17 protein-coding genes are annotated in these 18,449 nt (G+C 37.8%); all 17 read left to right on the forward strand.

Annotated features, from left to right (window positions below):
- The first annotated feature begins 20 nt into the window (after positions 1–20).
- The 17 genes from B9Y81_RS13760 (at position 21) to dut (ending at position 18,440) form a co-directional block, all read left to right on the forward strand.
- Positions 21–266 carry an NVEALA domain-containing protein gene (locus tag B9Y81_RS13760; RefSeq protein ID WP_085537477.1) on the forward strand — a complete coding sequence of 82 codons (246 nt, stop codon included), beginning with the start codon at positions 21–23 and terminating at the stop codon, positions 264–266.
- 3 nt (positions 267–269) lie between these two features.
- Entirely contained in the window at positions 270–1,133 is an 864-nt protein-coding gene (locus tag B9Y81_RS13765; protein WP_085537478.1) for a DUF1573 domain-containing protein, read from the forward strand.
- 189 nt (positions 1,134–1,322) lie between these two features.
- The gene (locus tag B9Y81_RS13770; RefSeq protein ID WP_085537479.1) at positions 1,323–1,562 is read left to right on the forward strand and encodes an NVEALA domain-containing protein; all 240 of its coding nucleotides are present in this window, start codon (positions 1,323–1,325) and stop codon (positions 1,560–1,562) included.
- Between the two features lie 259 nt (positions 1,563–1,821).
- Positions 1,822–2,973, forward strand: coding sequence for a 6-bladed beta-propeller (locus B9Y81_RS13775; protein WP_085537480.1), 1,152 nt, complete (start codon positions 1,822–1,824; stop codon positions 2,971–2,973).
- Positions 2,974–3,257: 284 nt separating this feature from the next.
- A complete protein-coding gene (locus B9Y81_RS13780) occupies positions 3,258–3,476 on the forward strand; it encodes an NVEALA domain-containing protein (RefSeq protein ID WP_085537481.1) in 219 nt (72 codons plus the stop codon).
- 65 nt (positions 3,477–3,541) lie between these two features.
- Entirely contained in the window at positions 3,542–4,684 is a 1,143-nt protein-coding gene (locus B9Y81_RS13785; protein WP_085537482.1) for a DUF4221 family protein, read from the forward strand.
- A gap of 215 nt (positions 4,685–4,899) precedes the next feature.
- Positions 4,900–6,828: a hypothetical protein gene (locus B9Y81_RS13790; RefSeq protein WP_139822928.1), complete on the forward strand. Its 1,929-nt coding sequence runs from the start codon at positions 4,900–4,902 to the stop codon at positions 6,826–6,828.
- Positions 6,829–6,856: 28 nt separating this feature from the next.
- Positions 6,857–8,878: a discoidin domain-containing protein gene (locus B9Y81_RS13795; RefSeq protein ID WP_139822929.1), complete on the forward strand. Its 2,022-nt coding sequence runs from the start codon at positions 6,857–6,859 to the stop codon at positions 8,876–8,878.
- 68 nt (positions 8,879–8,946) lie between these two features.
- Positions 8,947–9,753: a signal peptidase I gene (gene lepB, locus B9Y81_RS13800; protein WP_317043279.1), complete on the forward strand. Its 807-nt coding sequence runs from the start codon at positions 8,947–8,949 to the stop codon at positions 9,751–9,753.
- A 7-nt stretch (positions 9,754–9,760) separates the two neighbouring features.
- Positions 9,761–11,569 carry an O-antigen ligase family protein gene (locus tag B9Y81_RS13805; protein ID WP_085537486.1) on the forward strand — a complete coding sequence of 603 codons (1,809 nt, stop codon included), beginning with the start codon at positions 9,761–9,763 and terminating at the stop codon, positions 11,567–11,569.
- Complete coding sequence (locus B9Y81_RS13810) at positions 11,566–12,621, forward strand: BF3164 family lipoprotein (protein WP_085537487.1); 1,056 nt, start codon at positions 11,566–11,568, stop codon at positions 12,619–12,621. The genes B9Y81_RS13805 and B9Y81_RS13810 overlap by 4 nt, the downstream gene beginning before the upstream one ends.
- A gap of 440 nt (positions 12,622–13,061) precedes the next feature.
- The gene (gene rpoN / locus B9Y81_RS13815; protein WP_085537488.1) at positions 13,062–14,516 is read left to right on the forward strand and encodes an RNA polymerase factor sigma-54; all 1,455 of its coding nucleotides are present in this window, start codon (positions 13,062–13,064) and stop codon (positions 14,514–14,516) included.
- 5 nt (positions 14,517–14,521) lie between these two features.
- A complete protein-coding gene (locus tag B9Y81_RS13820) occupies positions 14,522–15,142 on the forward strand; it encodes a hypothetical protein (protein ID WP_085537489.1) in 621 nt (206 codons plus the stop codon).
- A gap of 18 nt (positions 15,143–15,160) precedes the next feature.
- Complete coding sequence (gcvH, locus tag B9Y81_RS13825) at positions 15,161–15,541, forward strand: glycine cleavage system protein GcvH (protein ID WP_085537490.1); 381 nt, start codon at positions 15,161–15,163, stop codon at positions 15,539–15,541.
- Between the two features lie 60 nt (positions 15,542–15,601).
- Positions 15,602–16,108, forward strand: a complete 507-nt coding sequence (gene purE, locus B9Y81_RS13830) for a 5-(carboxyamino)imidazole ribonucleotide mutase (RefSeq protein ID WP_085537491.1) — start codon at positions 15,602–15,604, stop codon at positions 16,106–16,108.
- Positions 16,109–16,123: 15 nt separating this feature from the next.
- Positions 16,124–17,959 (forward strand): 4-hydroxy-3-methylbut-2-en-1-yl diphosphate synthase, encoded by a 1,836-nt coding sequence (locus tag B9Y81_RS13835; RefSeq protein ID WP_085537492.1) that lies wholly within the window; start codon positions 16,124–16,126, stop codon positions 17,957–17,959.
- Positions 17,960–18,005: 46 nt separating this feature from the next.
- Positions 18,006–18,440 carry a dUTP diphosphatase gene (gene dut / locus B9Y81_RS13840; RefSeq protein WP_085537493.1) on the forward strand — a complete coding sequence of 145 codons (435 nt, stop codon included), beginning with the start codon at positions 18,006–18,008 and terminating at the stop codon, positions 18,438–18,440.
- Positions 18,441–18,449 lie beyond the last annotated feature (9 nt).

An 18,449-nucleotide genomic window follows, 5' to 3' on the forward strand; every position in this document is an offset into this window, starting at 1 on the left:
CCTTACTAACTTTAATTATTATGAATACTAAAATCAAGACAGGTATTGTTGGAATTGTATGTCTTATTGGGGGAACACTTCTAGTACATACAGCAAGAAATAGTTCAGAAATAAATCCCAATGTTTATTTACAGTTAGATAATATAAATGCATTAGCTTCTAATGAAGGAGGTAAAAATTATTGTTCTGGTTCTGGTTCCATAGATTGTAACGGACAGAAAGTAGAGCAAAAAATATCAACATTTGGTCTCCCCATATATAAATAACAAATGCAGACAAAATTTCGTCTATTATCTATACTATGCTTAACTATTTTGTTTGGTTGTAAGGAAACAGACAAAGAGCGTTTGACACGGTTAGTCACAGAATGGCAGGGGAAAGAGATCATTTTTCCTGAAAACCCTGTTTTCACCGTCTTCTTGACAGATACGGTTGAATACAATATTCCGTCTGCTGGTCATAAAGTGTTGGTCTATGTAGATTCATTAGGTTGTACAAGTTGTAAGCTTCAATTGGATAGGTGGAAGCAGTTTATCAGTTATACTGATTCGGTTACAAACCGAACAGTTTCGTTTCTGTTTTTCATTCATGCCAAAGATTACAAGGAAATCCGTTATCTGCTAAAACGGGACGGTTTTAATTATCCGGTATGTCTGGATATAGATGATAGCCTGAATAAATTAAACCAATTCCCTTCGGAAATGACGTTTCAAACATTTCTGTTAAATGAGAAAAATGAAGTGGAAGTGATCGGGAATCCAATTCATAATTTGGCGGTAAAAGAATTGTATCTGAAACAGATTACCGGAGAGACCGAAGAAAAGGCAATTCAAACAACGGCAGAAGCAACCCCGATGGAGATTAATTTTGGAACTTTTGAGAAATCGGAAACAAAAGAAGCCGTTTTTACCGTAAAAAATACGGGAACGCAACCTTTGGTAATTATTGATGTGGCTACAACTTGCGGCTGCGCTTCACCTACCTTTGAGAAACATCCGGCTAATCCGGGAGAAGAATTAAAGGTAACAGTTAAAATGCAACCCAAAGACGATGGATTCTTTAATGAGACAATTACCGTAAAATGTAATACAGATAAACAAATCAAGCTAATAATCAGGGGACAGGTTATCTAAAAGGAAGGGGAGATTGCCGATACTGTTTTGCATAGAAAAGCAATAACTCCCCTTGCCGTCCCCTCCTAAACAGAAAGGAGGCGATCAAACACCAAATGTAAAAATTAAAATCGGAAGCTAATAGCTTTAGGCTGTTGAAAGGATAGAGACAGCAAGAAATTAAATTAATAAAATCAAAAGAAATAAATCATGAAAAAGAAACTATTATCAATTGTAGCTGTTGCGGCAGTAGCTGTTGCAGCAGCTTGGGGTTTTAATCAATCAAGTAATGACGTGGCTTTAGCTAATGTTGCCTTGAGTAATGTCGAGGCGTTGGCTAGTGGAGAGTCTGGAGGAAAAGGGACTTTGTATGGTAATTCTTCAGGTACAAGTTTCTGCTGTTGTCCAGGGAGTAATAGTTGTAGTGCATCCGCATGTTCGGGCTGTTAATTCTCTTAAATTTAGAGTGATAAAAATTAAATTCAGGGAGTCTATCGTGACTCTCTGAATAGGTGAAATAAATTCATTGCTGTTCATTAAAGTCGCAAAGAGCAATGTGACCTAAATGCTCCAAGTTTAATTTAATTTGTGATTGTGTCCCAATTTTAATGGGAGATTAATGAAATAGGCTGGAGTTTTTATCCGGCAAGGATAATAATTTACTGTTTGTTAATTCTTCTGTATTCTCATTATCTGAAATGTAATTTATATGAAAAGACAAGATGTTTTATTTATTGTAATAGCTTCTTTGTTCATTGGATGTCAAGAGCAAAGAAAGCAAAGTGGTATTGAAACCATTGAAGTTCACTTGAATAAGAATGAGATAAGAACCTCCGCTATTTTTTCTGATGTTGAGTTAATTCAATTAGAAACAAATGACAACTCCTTATTAAGTAATATTTCTAAGTCTTATCTCGGCGATGACCACCTCTTTATAAAAAGTTCTCATGAATTGTTCCTCTTTAACAAGACCGGAGAATTTGTACTTAAAATTAGTGATATGGGTAATGGTCCCAATGAATACACTCGTCTTTCAGATTTTGATGTAGATGAAACCATGAAAGAAATACATATTCTGGATAAAGCTCAAAAAAAGGTGCTTGTCTATAATTACCGAGGAGAATGTCTTAGATCTTTCCCGTTTGATTTTTGGGCAATTAAACTAATAATGGGCGAAAATGAAAAGACCTATTTATACAGTGGGAATGAAGATAGTCCATCAAACAAATATAAAATAAATGTAGCTACAGCATCATCTTTTGGTGATAGACTATTTCAAATAGATAGCCGAAAGAAAGGATATTTACACGTTAATAGTGCTCAAAACTTTTATTGGAGAAATGGCGCAATCTATTTTTATGAAGCATTTAATGATACGATTTATAGCCTGACTGAAGGAGTTCCTCAATATTATATAAACTATGACCAAGCGATTTCTAGTTCTTTTTTTGACAGAGACTTTCAAAATATAATGTCTTTCTTTCAGGAGTTTAACAAAGAAGGCTTTGTTAACTCAACCCATAATGCTTTTGAGAGCGACAACAATCTTTTCTTCTCTTGTTTTCATGGAGGAACTAAATATTTCAATGTTTATGATAAAAATAGCAAGACTTGTTTTTCTTATAATAATATCATTGAAGACCAGTTGTTCCGTGATTACGAAATACCTTTTGTTGATGACGATTTTGAATTTTGGATAAACAGAGAAAACGAAATAACGTATTATATTCCCGCACAGCGAATAAAGGAAAATTTAGATAACTTACAAGATCAAAAGTTACGTGAAACGATTTCTTCTATAAATGACGATGATAATCCTGTAATAATATATTGTAAAATAAAATCAATGAATGGAGTGTAGGAATATATGAGTCGCATTTTAGAAGTGTTAACTTTATATCATTTATTTATCTTACTCAGATAAATAAATGATATGTATGAAAATTTTGATACATAAAGGAAGGGGAGATTGCCGATACTGTTTTGCATAGAAAAGCAATAACTTCCCTTGCCGTCCCCTCCTAAACAGAAAGGAGGCGATCAAACACCAAATGTAAAAATTAAAATCGGAAGCTAATAGCTTTAGGCTGTTGAAAGGATAGAGACAGCAAGAAATTAAATTAATAAAATCAAAAGAAATAAATCATGAAAAAGAAACTATTATCAATTGTAGCTGTTGCGGCAGTAGCTGTTGCAGCGGCTTGGGGTTTTAATCAATCAAATAATGAAGTCGCTTTAACAGACGTGACTTTGAGTAATGTTGAGGCGTTGGCTGGAGGCGAATCTGGAGGTACATGTTATTATAACTATGGGGCTGCAGATTGTAACGATGTTGAAGGAGATTTATACTGTGCTTGTATTTAAATATTAAATCAAGGATTGATTGTTTTGGTGTTTACCATTAACAATCAATCCTTAAAACGACAATTATGAAGTGTTTTTATTTTTTTAGTCTATATGTTATTTTCTTGTGCGGCTGTACAGGGAAAAATAATCGAACTGCGCTAACTCTCAATGCAACAGGAGAGACTATTTCTTTCTCTATTGATGAAAATGTAAAAACAAAAATTCTTTGTTCACAATTGTATACTGACAAAGAAACGGGTAGAGAATATTTTACCTTCCAGAATCAGTCAAGAAACGAAATTTTGTTTTATGGAATTGATTCGCAAGAGTTAGAATTTAATATAAGACCAGAGATTAATGGAGCAAGTGGCATCGGGTTTCTACGTGGCTATATAATCAAAAATCTAGATAGTATATTTGTTGGAACACAAGGGCAGACAAAAATAATACTGATTAATAAAGAAGGAGAGTTGAAAGATAAATTTTCCTATGATGTTGCAGAGGATGGTAAAGCGTTATTGTATAGTTCGTTATTGAGTTTCAGAGATAGACCCGTCACTTTTATAGCAGACAAAATGTATCCTATCACGACTTGTGACCGCCGGGCAGAAAAGAACCCCGTATCTTTTGCTATAGATATGAAAGATAAATCCGTTCGGGCTTTGTATGGGTTTCAATATCCTTCTTTTCCAAAAACAAATAATAAAGCAAAAAAGTCCGGAAAAGAATCTGATTTTAGTCGTTGTTTTGATGGACAGAGATTTGTATATTCATTCTATTTTAGTGAAGATATTTATACCTGTGATATTGACCATGTAGAAGTAAAAAGAATTGCAGCGAAAAGTAAATATATTGATGAAATAGGATTTACTGATGATTATGGGAATCTCACGCCTAAGGATATTGCGGAAAATCCTAATTATGGAAATCTTATTTTCGATCCATATAGAGACGTCTATTATCGCATTGCTTATCCTAAAGTAGTAATTGAACAAGGAGTTAATAGTTTGGAACTTCTGGAATATGGGGGGAAACGCTTTTCTATTATAATTTTAGATAAGGGTTTCAACATTATAGGAGAAACTCTATTCCCTGATTATACTTATAATTCCAGAATCATGTTTGTTCGTAAAGATGGGTTATATATTTCTTCAAGCCATTTTATGAATTCAAACTACAGTGACGACATTCTTTGTTTTCAACGATTTGATTTAGTTGAGAATTAATAAATAAAATTATTAAAAGCAGTTGTCCAGAAGGAAAAATATACTAATCTGAGACTTATAGATAATGATGATAGAATATCTGATTACCACCATAAATTTTAGATTTCTGGTTTGGAGAAATCAACTGTAAGGCAAGAGTATTATGTAAAAACACATATTAATATATTTACAAAAAAGCATAGCGGGAAAATTCTATATTGTCTATGATACACATAATGTCATATATTATTCTGTTACTATCTTGTATTGCATGTTCATCAGTTGACGACAGACAACTAGAGTTTGCGTTACAATTCGCCGGAAAAAACAGACACGAACTTGAAAGAGTTCTAGAATATTATAAGAAAGAGCCACAAAAGCTTGCTGCAGCTCGTTTTCTGATAAAAGATATGCCTGGCTTGTATTCTTATAAATGCTCTCAGGTTGATTCGGTCAAATCTGTCTTAACAAAAGAAATGGAGGCTGGGACTACTTATGGACTACAGTCTATAATAATAGACGATGGGCTAATAAAGAAGTGGAAAAATACATCTTTAGAGAATTGCGAAAAAGTATTTGATGCGCATATTATCACATCAGATTATTTAATTGAAAATATTGATTTGTCTTTTGAGGTTTGGAATAAATATTCATGGAATAAAGCTCTTTGTTTTGAGGATTTTTGTGAATTAATTCTTCCATATAGACTTGGGAATGAACCTTTGGAAAGTTGGAGAAAACATTATTATGAATATTATTCTTCTTTGTTAGATTCTGTTTATAAGGGCGATAATTTGATTAAAGCTTGTGATACGGTTGCTAAGATTATAAATGATGAGGGATTCTTTCTCTGTACTGATTTTAATTTACCCAACCTGGGTGCACTTTATTTAAAAGAGAATAGAATCGGCTATTGTCGTGATGCCTGTGACTTTATCCTTTATGTTATGCGCTCAATAGGTATCCCAACCGCTACGGATTTCTATCATTATTCACCAGACAATCGGTTAGGGCATAGTTGGAATGTTGTGAGAGACACAACTGGGGTTTATTTACAGTGTGGATATACTGTTTTTGGAACAGAAACAAACGTGAGGGATGACGGGCGTAAAAAAGGAAAAGTGTATAGGTTTTGTTATGGGAGTCAGGAAAAGTACTTCAAAGGCTCCTCTTACGACAATTCTTTGCCTGAGTTATTCAAGAACAGGAAAATAAAAGATGTTACCGCTGATTACTTTGGACAGAATAAGGTTTCCATACCTATTAGTCAGCACGAAGATGATCATGCTTTTCTCGGTGTTTTCACAATTAAAGGATGGATCCCTATTGGTGTTGGCAGAGTAGAGAATGACACTGCCGTTTTTAATAATTTGGAACCGAATGTTATTTTTCAGACACTATTGAATATAAACGGACATTTACATCCTGAAAATTATCCTTTTACCTATACGGGAGAGAAAATGCACTATTATATTCCTGATCTACGGCAAATGGAAGATGCTTTTTTAACAAGGAAGTATCCCATTCGTTTCTACACCGTTAACAGTTTGAACAGAAATGTAAGAGGCGCTAAAATCTTAGGATCTTTGCATAAGAACTTTTCTTATTACGAAATCATTTATGAGATAAAAGATACAGTAACAACAAATAGAAATATAATCAACTTTACAGAGCCATTGAATTATAGGTATATACGTTATGTCTCGCCAAAAGATAAACCTCTCGAATTGGCAGAATTTAGTGTCTATGGCAAAAGTGACATCCCCATACCTCTACACATAATAGATAGCATTATTCCTGTACATACAAACAACAAGTTTAGAGTCGATCATATTATTGATAATGATCCGTTAACGTTTACATTGTCAAAAGACTCCACAACGTTTATAACTTTTGACATAGGGAAAGTGGCAGAAATAGAAAAATTATTGTTTATCCCTCGCAATGATGAGAATTTCATACATGTAGGGGATATGTATGAACTGTTTTACAATAACGGAGTAAATGGTTGGTCATCGCTGGGTAAACAAATTGCAGAAAGTAATATTTTAAAATATAAAGTTCCCAAAGGAGCTTTATTGTGGCTTCGAAATTTGACGAAAGGGCAAGAGGAACATGTTTTTTATATGAGAAATGACAAACAGATATTTGCAGCAGACTTATAATAAATTTGACAACCTAAGGATTGTAATTATGAAGATAAAGATAGTAAATGAAATGTTAAAAAACGATTGTGTTCAAAAGATGGACATCCTGTGTGTTGTGTTTACTTGTCTGTCATTTTTTATAAGTTTCAGTTGTAGCTTTAATGCGAAAGATACTAAATTGGATAACGCCTTTTCTCTTGCAGGCAAAAATAGAGAGGAATTAGAAAAAGTATTACTACATTATCAACAGAACGACAATGATTCATTAAAATACAAAGCCGCCTGCTTTCTGATTGAAAATATTGCATATCATTACTCTTATGAGAATGAAGTGTTTGAAGAATATAAAAATTCTCTTAAACAGATTATTTGTTTAGCGGATACATTGAAATATAAAACGATGATGGATAATTTTCTGAAAGATACAATTGCTCACATTAATCAGGTACAATTCTCAAAAAAGAAAAGTAAACCAATCTGTGACCTGGAAACGATCTCTGCAGAATATCTGATAGCAAACATTGATCATGCATTTATGGTTTGGGAGAAGCAGCCATGGGGTAAGCATATTTCGTTCGACTTGTTTTGCCATGAGATACTTCCTTACCGTATTGTAGATGAGCCAATCGAAGAATGGAGACAGGCCTATTATGATTATTTTCAGCCTGTATTAGATTCTTTGTTGACAGATGATAGTCCGATAACGGCTTGTCAGCTTGTTTATGACACAATTGTGAAAATGAAATGGCATTTTATTCCTGACTTACCCGTTCCCCATTTAGGAGGGAAAATACTATTAGACTATCGTTTAGAAAATTGCCGTGAGTACAGTGATTTTGCATTATATGTCATGAGGGCATTAGGGATCTGCGGAGGGGTAGATCTACTGATCCAGAATCCGGATTATAACTTTACGTACCATTACTGGAATTATGTACGGGACATTACAGGTCAAATAAAAGAATTTGAATTATATGCCATGCGCCCGGATAGTGTCAGAGAGGATGTTCGGATGAAAGGAGTTGTATATCGACAGAACTTTTGCATACAGAAAGAATCACTCCGTTTCTTATATCCTGACAAGGATATTCCTCCAACACTCGTTACTCCCTTTTTATCGAATGTTTCGGATGATTATTTTAAAGGGTATGACATAAATATACCTGCTTCAAAAATAGAAGAGTTACTTTATTTATATGTGTTCGACAATAAAGAATGGAGGCCTATAATCTGGTCTGACATAAAAAAAGGGGGCGCGAATTTCCACAGCCTTGAGCCTGGAATCGCATTTTTCCCCGGTCACTATGAAGGAGGTAAGTTTGAACCGGTATCAGATCCTTTTATTTTGGCAAAAGATAAATCTGCAAAGTTCTTTACTCCGGATACGGTAAAAAGAGTAGACCTTGTGCTCAGACGGAAATTCCGAAAAAGGAGTCATTTGATGGACCGCTATGCTAAAAGGACCTATCAGGGACAATTTGAAGGTGCTAACAGACCGGATTTTAAAGAGGGAGAGAGTTTATTTCCGGTGTACAATATAGAGGAACCGGAATATTACGAAAGAGAATTAGCTCTTGACCGAAAATTCAGATATATCAGATATCTTTCTCGTGATACATTATGTTGTAATATGGCAGAATTGGAGTTTTTAGGTATAGGAGATACGTTAATAGATGGAGATATAATTGGTTCGGAATGTTTATTTGGAGAGAATACTAAATACAGTAATAAGACTGTGTTTGATAGAGATCCGCTTACTTTTTTTCATGCTAAAGATACGACGGAAGGATGGGTCGGAATGGATTTTGGGAGTCCTCAAAGAATAGAGAAAATACGTTTTCTTTTCCGCAATGATGATAATAATATACGGGAGGGAGATATCTACGAACTGTTTTACTACACAAAGGATGGGTATAAAAAGTCATTAGGTAAACAAACCGGCAACAGAGAGCAATGTCTCACTTTCAGAAACTGTCCTTCCAATGCTTTGTATCTTTTACATGATCATACGAGGGGACGGGAACAACGCATTTTCTCGTATGAAGATGGTAAACAAATCTGGTGGTGAAGGTGAGAATGAGAATAAATATCAAACATATTACTTCCTTAATCATAAACACCCTATTCTACCTCTGCATGGTCGGAATAGTGTGGGTATTTTGTCAGATATTTCTTATATCCTCCTTCAAAATACCCAGCGACTCTATGGCTCCGGAAGTTGTAGCAGGTGATCATGTGCTTGTGTTAAAACCGCTGATTGGAGCCCGGCTGTTTAATCTTACCGATAAGCAACCGGACGTCTATCGTTTGCCTGGTCTGAGCCCAATCAGCCGGAATGATATACTGGTGTTTAATTTTCCTTGTCCTAAGGATTGGAGCCGGGTTGAAATGGATATGATGAGTTATTATATCAAGCGATGCGTAGGGATGCCTGGAGATTCGCTTCGTATTTCAAATGGCCTCTATCTGGTAAATGGTGTCGATACCCCTTTAGGTAATATAGTTTCTCAACAGATATTTAGTAAAAGGAAGAATAATACATTTGACGATGGTGTTTTCAGAAGTTTTCCTTATGATTCCATAATGAACTGGAATATCAAGGATTTTGGTCCTCTTTATATACCGAAGAAAGGAGCGATAATTCCTATGGACAGGACTAATAGTGTGCTTTACAAAAAAGTAATTGAATGGGAACAGCAGCAAGAACTTCACATTGCAAATGATTCGACGATACATCTTGGCACTGAGGTAATCTATTCTTATTGTTTCCGGAAGAACTACTATTTTATGGCTGGCGATCGTGTAGAAGATTCGCAAGACTCGCGTTATTGGGGATTGCTACCGGAGGAATATATTGTAGGAAAGGCATGGCTTGTATGGAAGTCTATTGATCCTTATACGGATAAATTCCGGTGGAATAGGTTTTTGAAACGGATTAGATAAGAGACGTATGGAGAAGTGGAGATACTATATTGGTTATTCTTTAGTAGCGATTACAGGTGTATTGATATTGTGCACTGTTTTTGAGGGTGACAACGCATTGGTAAACGGACTTGTGATGGGGAAAGTCTGCTGGGCGCAGCGGATTGTTCCTTTCTTTTGTCTTGCGGTATTACTTGGAGTATTGTTCAAAGGGGGAAGTTGCTTTTTTTTATCCTTTGCTGATCTTGCTTTATTAGCGTTTGTTGGTATTACGTATTTGTTTTATGATAAAAGCCTTAATCCAGAACCGGAGAAATTATTTTTTGAGGGACAGTTATTGCTTCTATGGTTTGCTCTTCGTATCGCACTGTCTACTTATCCCGGTCTGAAAAACTTTTTTATATTATTATTCCTTTTCATTGGTGGTGTTGAAGTAGTTACCGGGTTGCTGCAGTTATATGGTATGCAAAGTTCTAATCACCACCTGTTTCGACTAACGGGTTCGTTCTATAATCCGGGACCGTATTCCGGTTTTCTGTCTATGCTGCTTCCTCTTTCCCTTTTTATGGCATTGAAAACAAAGAAGATTGCTGACAGACGAGGGCGGTTTTTATATAAGTTTCTCCATTATTCTGCCTGGCTAGTCGTAGCTCTTATTTTCATTGTATTACCTTCGGGGATGAGTAGAGCGGCCTGGATTGCGGCTACCATTTCTTCAGGCTGGGTATATTGGATACAGGAGATAGGGTTACAAAAAAGTAAGTGCTGGATCACAGAACATAAGAAATCAGCTATCGCTTTGTCTGTTGCTTTTTTTGTTTTGTTTATAACGTTCTCTGCGGGAATCTACCTTTTGAAGAAAGATTCTGCAAATGGACGTCTTTTGCTTTGGAAGATTACGTCCATGGCTATAACAGAACAACCTTTTACAGGAACCGGAGTAGGCGGTTTTCCCGCTACTTACGGCAAACAACAAGCTGCTTATTTTGCATCAGGCAACTATTCGCAGACGGAAGCGTTAGTTGCTGGTGCGCCGGAGTATGCGTTCAACGAATTTCTTCAGATCGGTGTTGAACGTGGAATATTAGTCTTACTAATTTTCTTTTCTTTTCTTGGAATCAGTATATATAAAGGTGTGAAAAACCGGAAGTATGGAACTGTAGGTGGTATATTTGCATTGTGTGTGTTTTCGTTAGCCTCCTATCCTCTACAACTGCCGGATTTTCCAATCGTTCTGGTTTTTCTTTCTGCTATTTCTGTTACCGGAAGAGAATATGGAAAATCGGCAAGTAGTTTTTTTATTCTAATACCTACTTTTATTTTCTCTGCTGTCATTTATAATGCTCAACAGGATACAGGGAAACAATATAGAGAATGGAGTAGACTACAACAACTTTATAATAGTAAGGCGTATGAGGTTGCTTTACCATACTACGAGGCACTGTATCCTTCTCTTAAACACAAACCGGAGTTCCTGTTTGAAATGGGACAATGTCAAAGCAAAACCGGACAGTATGATGGTGCGGTTGTAACGCTAAAGAGAGCTTCCTTGTTGAGCGCTGACCCAATGATTCACTATATGATCGCCAAGAATGAACAACAAAGAGGGAACTATGAAGAAGCGGAACAGATTCTTATTCATGCGATAAATATTCTACCTGAACGTATTTATCCTTATTACTTATTGGTGTATCTTTACAATGAACCGGGCTTTTATCAGGAAGATAAACTTAAAGCCTCGGCTAACGCCGTACTTACAAAAGAACCGAAAGTTCTATCCTCGGCAATACAAGAAATGAGAGAAGAAACCCGAAAAATAATATCAAATGTATTATGAGATCACTATTCGCTTTATGTATATTACTGTTGTTAATTAGCTGCAATAGAGGTTCAAAAGAGAAATATTCTCGATATTCATCTTTTGAGACATCAGAATCAATATATGCGGAAGATATTGAGTTAGATACTATTTTATTCCGTTATCCATTTCGTATATCGGTTCATGAAAATATCGCTGTAGTTTTGGACTTACATCATGTGGATCATTTCCTTCATGCTTTCTCTTATCCCGAGTGGAAACATCTTGTTTCATTTGGGCGGCGAGGACAAGCTCCGGAGGAAATGTTGTCCGCTGAAACAATCCGTGTTTCTTCTTCTGATTCGATCTGGACTTTGGATGCGAATAAAATGGAAATTACCCGCTGGAGTATAGACATAATACAGAAAACAGCCACTCGGGAAGAAGCAATTCCTCTAGACAAGCAGCTTATTCGAACGTTGGATTTTTGTTTGACTGATTCGGGCTTTATCGTACCCGATTATACCGGTGAATACAGATATAGCTGTATTGATCCGGCAGGCAGCCTGCTCCAGTCTTATGAACCTATACCTACAGAAGAATCTTATGCGGATATTGCCCGACCGGCTCTGGCACAAGCCTGGCGAAGTTTTATAGATTATCTTCCCGGCAAACAACTGTTGGTGATGGCAACTCAATTAGGAGAGGTGCTTGAGATCTACAATCTCGAAAAAGGAACAAAGAAAGTACTCTATGGTCCTAATGGAGAACCGAAATTCCAAATACATGCAGGTGAAGGTATTCCCACAGGTATAATGGGTTTCAGCGATGTAAAGATAACAGAGAAATATATTTTTGCCGTCTTCCATGGACGATCATTTAAAGAAATAGCACAAATGTATGATAGAGGAGAAAATCCAGAAGACGGAGGTCGCTACCTTTGTGTTTTTGATCATGAAGGAATTCCAATTAGAAAATACATGTTAGATCACGCGATCTACGGCATAAGTATAGATGAATCCCAAGGAACCATTATTGCCACCGATGTAAATCGTGATGACCCGATAATTGCATATAAGATTCCTCTATAAATAAGAACCATGAAGAATAAGGTGATTTTATGAAAAGACAAGATGTTTTATTTATTATAATAGTTTCTTTGTTCTTTGGATGTCAAGAACAAAGAAAGCAAAGTGGTATTGAAACTATTGAAGTTCATTTGAATAAGCATGAGATAAGTTCTCTCTTTTAACTTTGGTTGGCGTGTGTGTTGATCTAAATAAATTAACAATTCAAATTTATTCTTAAAACAGAGCCTTATTCTCATAGATATGAGTATGTTTTTATGGTTCTGCGGGCAAGTGTTCTTCCGGGCATCATTTCATATTCCTTTTGTGTCTTTGGAGCCAACGATCTTGATTGTTTGTAAAGATTGACAAAAACAGGAGATCAACGACTATTAACGTTTTTCTATGTCGTAATAGATCATAAAAGTTTATATTTGCATAAATAAACCAGATGGTTTGGAGTTATGCTAAGGCAACATTTACAACAGAAATTACAACAAAAACTTTCGCCGCAACAGATTCAGTTAATCCGGTTGCTGGAACTTCCTACAATAGAATTAGAAGAACGTATTAAGCATGAATTGGAGGAGAATCCGGCTCTTGAAGAGGGTGCCGATCCTGTTGAGGATTTTGACGTGAACGATGACGCCGGTGCAGATGAGGTGGCAATTGGTGACTCGGATCTGGACATCTCGTTGGGAGATTATCTTACGGAAGATGATATTCCCGATTATAAGTTAAGGGAAATGCACGAACGAACTGAACAGAAAGAGGATATACCTTTTTCGGTTAGTCAGTCGTTGAATGAGAGTTTGCTTCAGCAGCTTGGATTGCGTGATCTTTCGGAGAAAAATATGAAGATAGCCGAATATGTTATCGGCAATATAGATGATGACGGTTATTTAAGACGCGATTTGAGTGCGATTGCGGACGACCTGATTTTTCAGGAGGGGCAAGATGTAGACGAGAAAGAAGTGGAGGAGATGGTCCATGTTATTCAGGACTTTGAACCGGTAGGCGTTGCCGCTCGTTCCTTACAGGAGTGTCTGCTGATTCAATTGGAAAAGAAGGAACCTACACCTGTTACTGAACTGGCGATACTGGTGTTGAAAGCGTATTTTGATGAGTTTACCCGTAAACATTATGATAAAATACTTCGCGCGCTGTCTATAGACGAAGAAACATTAAAGAAAATAATTCACGAAATCACATTACTAAACCCGAAGCCCGGAAGTTTTCTGGGAGGAGCAATGGAAACAGCAATGAGTCGTGTTACGCCGGACTTTCTGGTTGAGGCGATTAATGGTGAGCTTTTTTTGTCGATGAACAACCGGGGAGTTCCTGAGATGCGTGTAAATCGTGAGTACTCGGAAATGTTTCAGGATTATGTGTCCAACAAGGTGAATCAAACTTCAGAGATGAAGGAGGCTGTTTTGTTTGTAAAACAGAAATTAGATTCCGCGCAATGGTTTATCGAGGCCATTAAGCAAAGGAATGATACGCTGAGAAGAACGATGGAAACGATCATGATCTTGCAGAGAGACTTTTTACTGACCGGTGATGAAGCATCTCTTCGCCCCATGATATTGAAAGATGTGGCCGAAAGAGCCGGTTACGATATCTCAACTATTTCACGTGTGAGCAACAGTAAATACGTACAGACGAATTTTGGTATTTACCCGTTGAAATACTTCTTTTCCGAATCCATGCAGACGGATACCGGCGAGGAGATTTCTACCCGTGAAGTGAAGAAAATAATGAAAGAACATATTGACGCAGAAAATAAACGTAAACCGCTTACCGACGAAGAAATTACAACCATACTGAAAGAGAATGGTTATGTGATTGCTCGCCGTACGGTTGCTAAATATCGTGAGCAGATGGATATTCCGGTTGCCCGCCTGCGCAAAGAAATTTAAAACGTATGAAAATAGTTGCCAATATTGTGTCTGTCCTGTTTCATCCTTTGTTGATGGTTACTTACGGGATGATTCTGACTCTTTTATATACCTATCTGGCCATTTACCCCACTAATCTGAAACTAATTATTGTTGGCGGGGCTTTTGTTTGTACGGCAGTTATCCCCGGGTTGTTTATTCTTCTGCTGAAGTTTAGCGGGAGTATATCTGATCTGGAACTGACGGATAGGAGAGAGCGAGTACTTCCTTTTCTGATTATGATCTTTTCGGTCATGATTTTTATTTTTTTTATCCGTAGGATGCAGGTGCCATTCTGGCTAACAGGGCTTCTGGTTGGTAGCGCGCTGTGTTTGTTGCTGACTATGGTAATCAATTTTTACTGGAAGATTAGTGTTCATGGAATAGGAATAGGGTGTCTGATTGGCGCTGTTATGGGGATTGCCCGTATACACATGATGAATGCCTATTGGTTGTTTATCGTGTTGATCTTGGCCGCGGGTTTAGTTGCCTCTGCCCGGATCATGTTAAATAAGCATACACCTATGCAGATGTATAGCGGCATTTGTTTGGGATTTATATGTACATTTGTTGCATCGATATTAAGTTATTTATATTTATTAATCTAATTTAAAAACACTGAGATTATGAATTTTCCTCCTGAATTAAAGTACACGAAAGACCACGAATGGATTCGCGTGGAAGGTGATGTGGCTTACATCGGTATTACAGATTATGCACAAAGCGAATTGGGTGAAATCGTTTATGTCGATATTACAACCGAAGGCGAAACTGTGGCAAAAGAAGAAGTGTTCGGTACAATCGAAGCCGTTAAAACTGTTTCTGATCTGTTTATGCCTATAAGCGGAGAGGTTCTTGAAGTAAACGCGGCGCTTGAAGACAAACCTGAATTAGTGAATGAAGATGCGTATGGAAATGGCTGGTTAATTAAAATAGCCATAAAAGACGCGGCAGATCTGAATGAATTGCTTTCTGCCGACGATTATAAAGCATTGATCGCGAAATAAAATATTGTGAGGGCGTATATAATACGCCCTTTCTATTTCTACATTCTTTATACAAAAACAATGACTCCGATAGTAAGTATTATTATGGGCAGTACTTCAGATCTGCCTGTTATGGAAAAAGCGGCTAAGCTGCTTGATGAAATGGAAATTCCGTTCGAAATTCATGCATTGTCCGCTCATCGCACACCTGCGGAGGTAGAAGTATTTGCCAAAGAAGCAAAGGGGCGTGGCATCAAGGTGATTATCGCGGCTGCAGGTATGGCGGCTCATTTATGCGGTGTGATTGCTTCGATGACTACATTGCCAGTAATAGGTGTTCCTATTAACGCTTCGCTTGACGGAATGGACGCTTTGTTGGCAATCGTACAGATGCCTCCGGGTATTCCTGTAGCTACAGTGGGAATCAACGGAGCTTTAAACGCGGCAATCCTGGCCGTGCAGATTCTCTCCACCGGAGATGAACAATTGCAGGAAAAGCTTGTTCTTTACAAAGAAGATCTAAAGAAAAAGATCGTAAAGGCTAATGAAGAGTTAGCAACTGTAAAGTTCAAGTATAAAACCAATTGATAGCTGATTTCCTCTATGGATTATTTCAATTATAAACGTCGTGTATCTTCTGTGACTCACATAGGGGATACACCTCTTGGTGGTGAAAACCCCGTTCGAGTTCAGTCTATGGCAAGTGTATCTACAATGGATACGGATGCCGCGGTTCAACAAGCTATACGTATTATTGATGCCGGAGCGGACTATGTTCGCTTTACAGCCCAGGGCGAACGTGAATCGCGCAATCTGGGCGTAATTCGTCAGCTGCTGAACGAAAAGAATTATCGTACGCCATTGGTGGCGGATATTCATTTTAATCCCCGTGCGGCCGATGTAGCTGCTACCACAGTAGAAAAAGTACGTGTTAATCCGGGAAATTATGTGGATAAGCAGAAGACGTTTAGTCATATTGAATATACCGATGAGGAATATGCGGCTGAATTAGAAAAAATCCGGACGCGTTTTGTGCCTTTTCTGAATGTTTGTAAAGAACATAACACGGCTGTGCGTATCGGCGTGAACCACGGTTCTTTGTCTGATCGCATCATGAGCCGTTATGGTGATACACCGGAAGGTATGGTTGCTTCTTGTCTGGAATTCCTGCGGATATGCCGTGAGGAAAACTTTCATGATGTCGCTATTTCCATGAAAGCGTCAAATACTGTGTTGATGGTTCGGGTGGTTCGCTTGCTGGTTCGCACAATGGAGGCAGAAGGGATGAATTATCCTTTACATTTAGGAGTGACGGAAGCCGGTGACGGTGAAGACGGGCGTATTAAAAGCGCGGTAGGTATCGGTACATTACTGGCTGATGGTATTGGAGATACAATACGAGTTTCTTTGAGTGAAGAACCGGAAGTGGAAGTGCCGGTAGGAAGAAAACTGCTTGCTTATATAGAACGAAGGAAAGAACATACGCCAATCCGGGCGGAATCCGCGCCGGGCTTTGATCCGGTCACTGCCGAACGTAGGCAATCACGTGTTGTTGAAGGTATCGGCTATCCACATCCTCCCGTCGTAATTTCGGATCGTAGGAATGGAAATTATTCGATTGACAAGAATGCTGTTCCTGATTACTTCTATACCGGGAAAACAATCCCTGAAAACCTTCCTCAAGGAGTAAAAGTGATTGTCGATTCATGTGCTTGGAACGGTAATAAGGAAACTTATCCTTATTTTACAATTTCCGAGTTAAATAGTGCTATTTCATGTAATGCTGAACTAAAGTTTATCCGGCTTTCTTTTGATGATATGAAGGATGAGGTTATCTCTTTCCTGAAAGAAGATAAGGCGATAGTCGTTATTTTGGAAACGAACCATGCGAACGGCTTAGGTCATCAACGTGCGGCCATGCATAAACTTTTGTCTGCCGGGTGTGATGTGCCTGTGATTTTGAACCGGGAATATGCAGAAGCGGATAAGGAATCATTGCAGTTGGAATCAGCGTCAGACTTTGGTGCGCTTTTCCTGGATGGCTTTGGTGATGGTATCCTGCTGCAAGATGAAAAGCTGGATTCTGTAGTGATAGACAACTGCATGTTCGGTATTCTTCAGGCTACCCGCACGAGAATCAGTAAAACCGAATTTATATCCTGTCCCGGCTGCGGACGTACATTATATAATCTGCAATCTACTATTGCACGTGTAAAGGCGGCAACTTCTCATCTGAAAGGTTTGAAGATCGGGATAATGGGCTGTATCGTGAATGGTCCGGGTGAAATGGCAGATGCGGATTATGGTTATGTAGGTGCGGGAAAAGGAAAGATCAGCTTGTATAAAGGTAAAACCTGTATTGTAAACAGTGTGCCTGAAGACGACGCCGTTGAACGTCTGGTTCAGTTAATAAAAGAGAACGGAGACTGGCAAAACTAGAATATTATTATCTTTGTCTATATATTATAGAAAAGATAATAATCCGATGAAAGTAAAGATCATAAATAAATCTCATCATCCGCTACCTCATTATGCGACTCCTTTGTCTGCAGGGATGGATATACGGGCGTTTCTTACAACGCCGGTTGAACTCAAACCTTTGGAAAGAAAGTTAATCCCGACAGGATTATATATTGCTTTGCCGGAAGGCTTTGAAGCACAAATGCGTCCAAGGAGTGGTTTGGCTATTAAGCATGGGATTTCTTTATTAAATACCCCGGGTACGATTGACGCGGACTATCGTGGTGAAATCGGAATTATCCTGATCAATCTTTCCAATGAACCTTTTGTGGTTAACGACGGCGAACGAATTTGTCAGATGGTTATTACGGCGCACAGCCAGGTTGAATGGCAGCCGGAAGAATCTTTGGACGAGACGGAGCGCGGAGCCGGAGGCTTTGGACATACAGGTAAGCAATAAAACAAACAG

It is taken from the genome of Massilibacteroides vaginae, from assembly GCF_900178525.1.
Lineage (GTDB): Bacteria > Bacteroidota > Bacteroidia > Bacteroidales > Tannerellaceae > Massilibacteroides > Massilibacteroides vaginae.

Excerpts from the sequence above, each read along its gene's own strand:
- B9Y81_RS13760 (WP_085537477.1), top strand. The coding sequence starts at position 21 with ATGAATACTAAAATCAAGACAGGTATTGTTGGAATTGTATGTCTTATT.
- B9Y81_RS13765 (WP_085537478.1), top strand. The coding sequence starts at position 270 with ATGCAGACAAAATTTCGTCTATTATCTATACTATGCTTAACTATTTTG.
- B9Y81_RS13770 (WP_085537479.1), top strand. The coding sequence starts at position 1,323 with ATGAAAAAGAAACTATTATCAATTGTAGCTGTTGCGGCAGTAGCTGTT.
- B9Y81_RS13775 (WP_085537480.1), top strand. The coding sequence starts at position 1,822 with ATGAAAAGACAAGATGTTTTATTTATTGTAATAGCTTCTTTGTTCATT.
- B9Y81_RS13780 (WP_085537481.1), top strand. The coding sequence starts at position 3,258 with ATGAAAAAGAAACTATTATCAATTGTAGCTGTTGCGGCAGTAGCTGTT.
- B9Y81_RS13785 (WP_085537482.1), top strand. The coding sequence starts at position 3,542 with ATGAAGTGTTTTTATTTTTTTAGTCTATATGTTATTTTCTTGTGCGGC.
- B9Y81_RS13790 (WP_139822928.1), top strand. The coding sequence starts at position 4,900 with ATGTCATATATTATTCTGTTACTATCTTGTATTGCATGTTCATCAGTT.
- B9Y81_RS13795 (WP_139822929.1), top strand. The coding sequence starts at position 6,857 with ATGAAGATAAAGATAGTAAATGAAATGTTAAAAAACGATTGTGTTCAA.
- lepB (WP_317043279.1), top strand. The coding sequence starts at position 8,947 with ATGGTCGGAATAGTGTGGGTATTTTGTCAGATATTTCTTATATCCTCC.
- B9Y81_RS13805 (WP_085537486.1), top strand. The coding sequence starts at position 9,761 with ATGGAGAAGTGGAGATACTATATTGGTTATTCTTTAGTAGCGATTACA.
- B9Y81_RS13810 (WP_085537487.1), top strand. The coding sequence starts at position 11,566 with ATGAGATCACTATTCGCTTTATGTATATTACTGTTGTTAATTAGCTGC.
- rpoN (WP_085537488.1), top strand. The coding sequence starts at position 13,062 with ATGCTAAGGCAACATTTACAACAGAAATTACAACAAAAACTTTCGCCG.
- B9Y81_RS13820 (WP_085537489.1), top strand. The coding sequence starts at position 14,522 with ATGAAAATAGTTGCCAATATTGTGTCTGTCCTGTTTCATCCTTTGTTG.
- gcvH (WP_085537490.1), top strand. The coding sequence starts at position 15,161 with ATGAATTTTCCTCCTGAATTAAAGTACACGAAAGACCACGAATGGATT.
- purE (WP_085537491.1), top strand. The coding sequence starts at position 15,602 with ATGACTCCGATAGTAAGTATTATTATGGGCAGTACTTCAGATCTGCCT.
- B9Y81_RS13835 (WP_085537492.1), top strand. The coding sequence starts at position 16,124 with ATGGATTATTTCAATTATAAACGTCGTGTATCTTCTGTGACTCACATA.
- dut (WP_085537493.1), top strand. The coding sequence starts at position 18,006 with ATGAAAGTAAAGATCATAAATAAATCTCATCATCCGCTACCTCATTAT.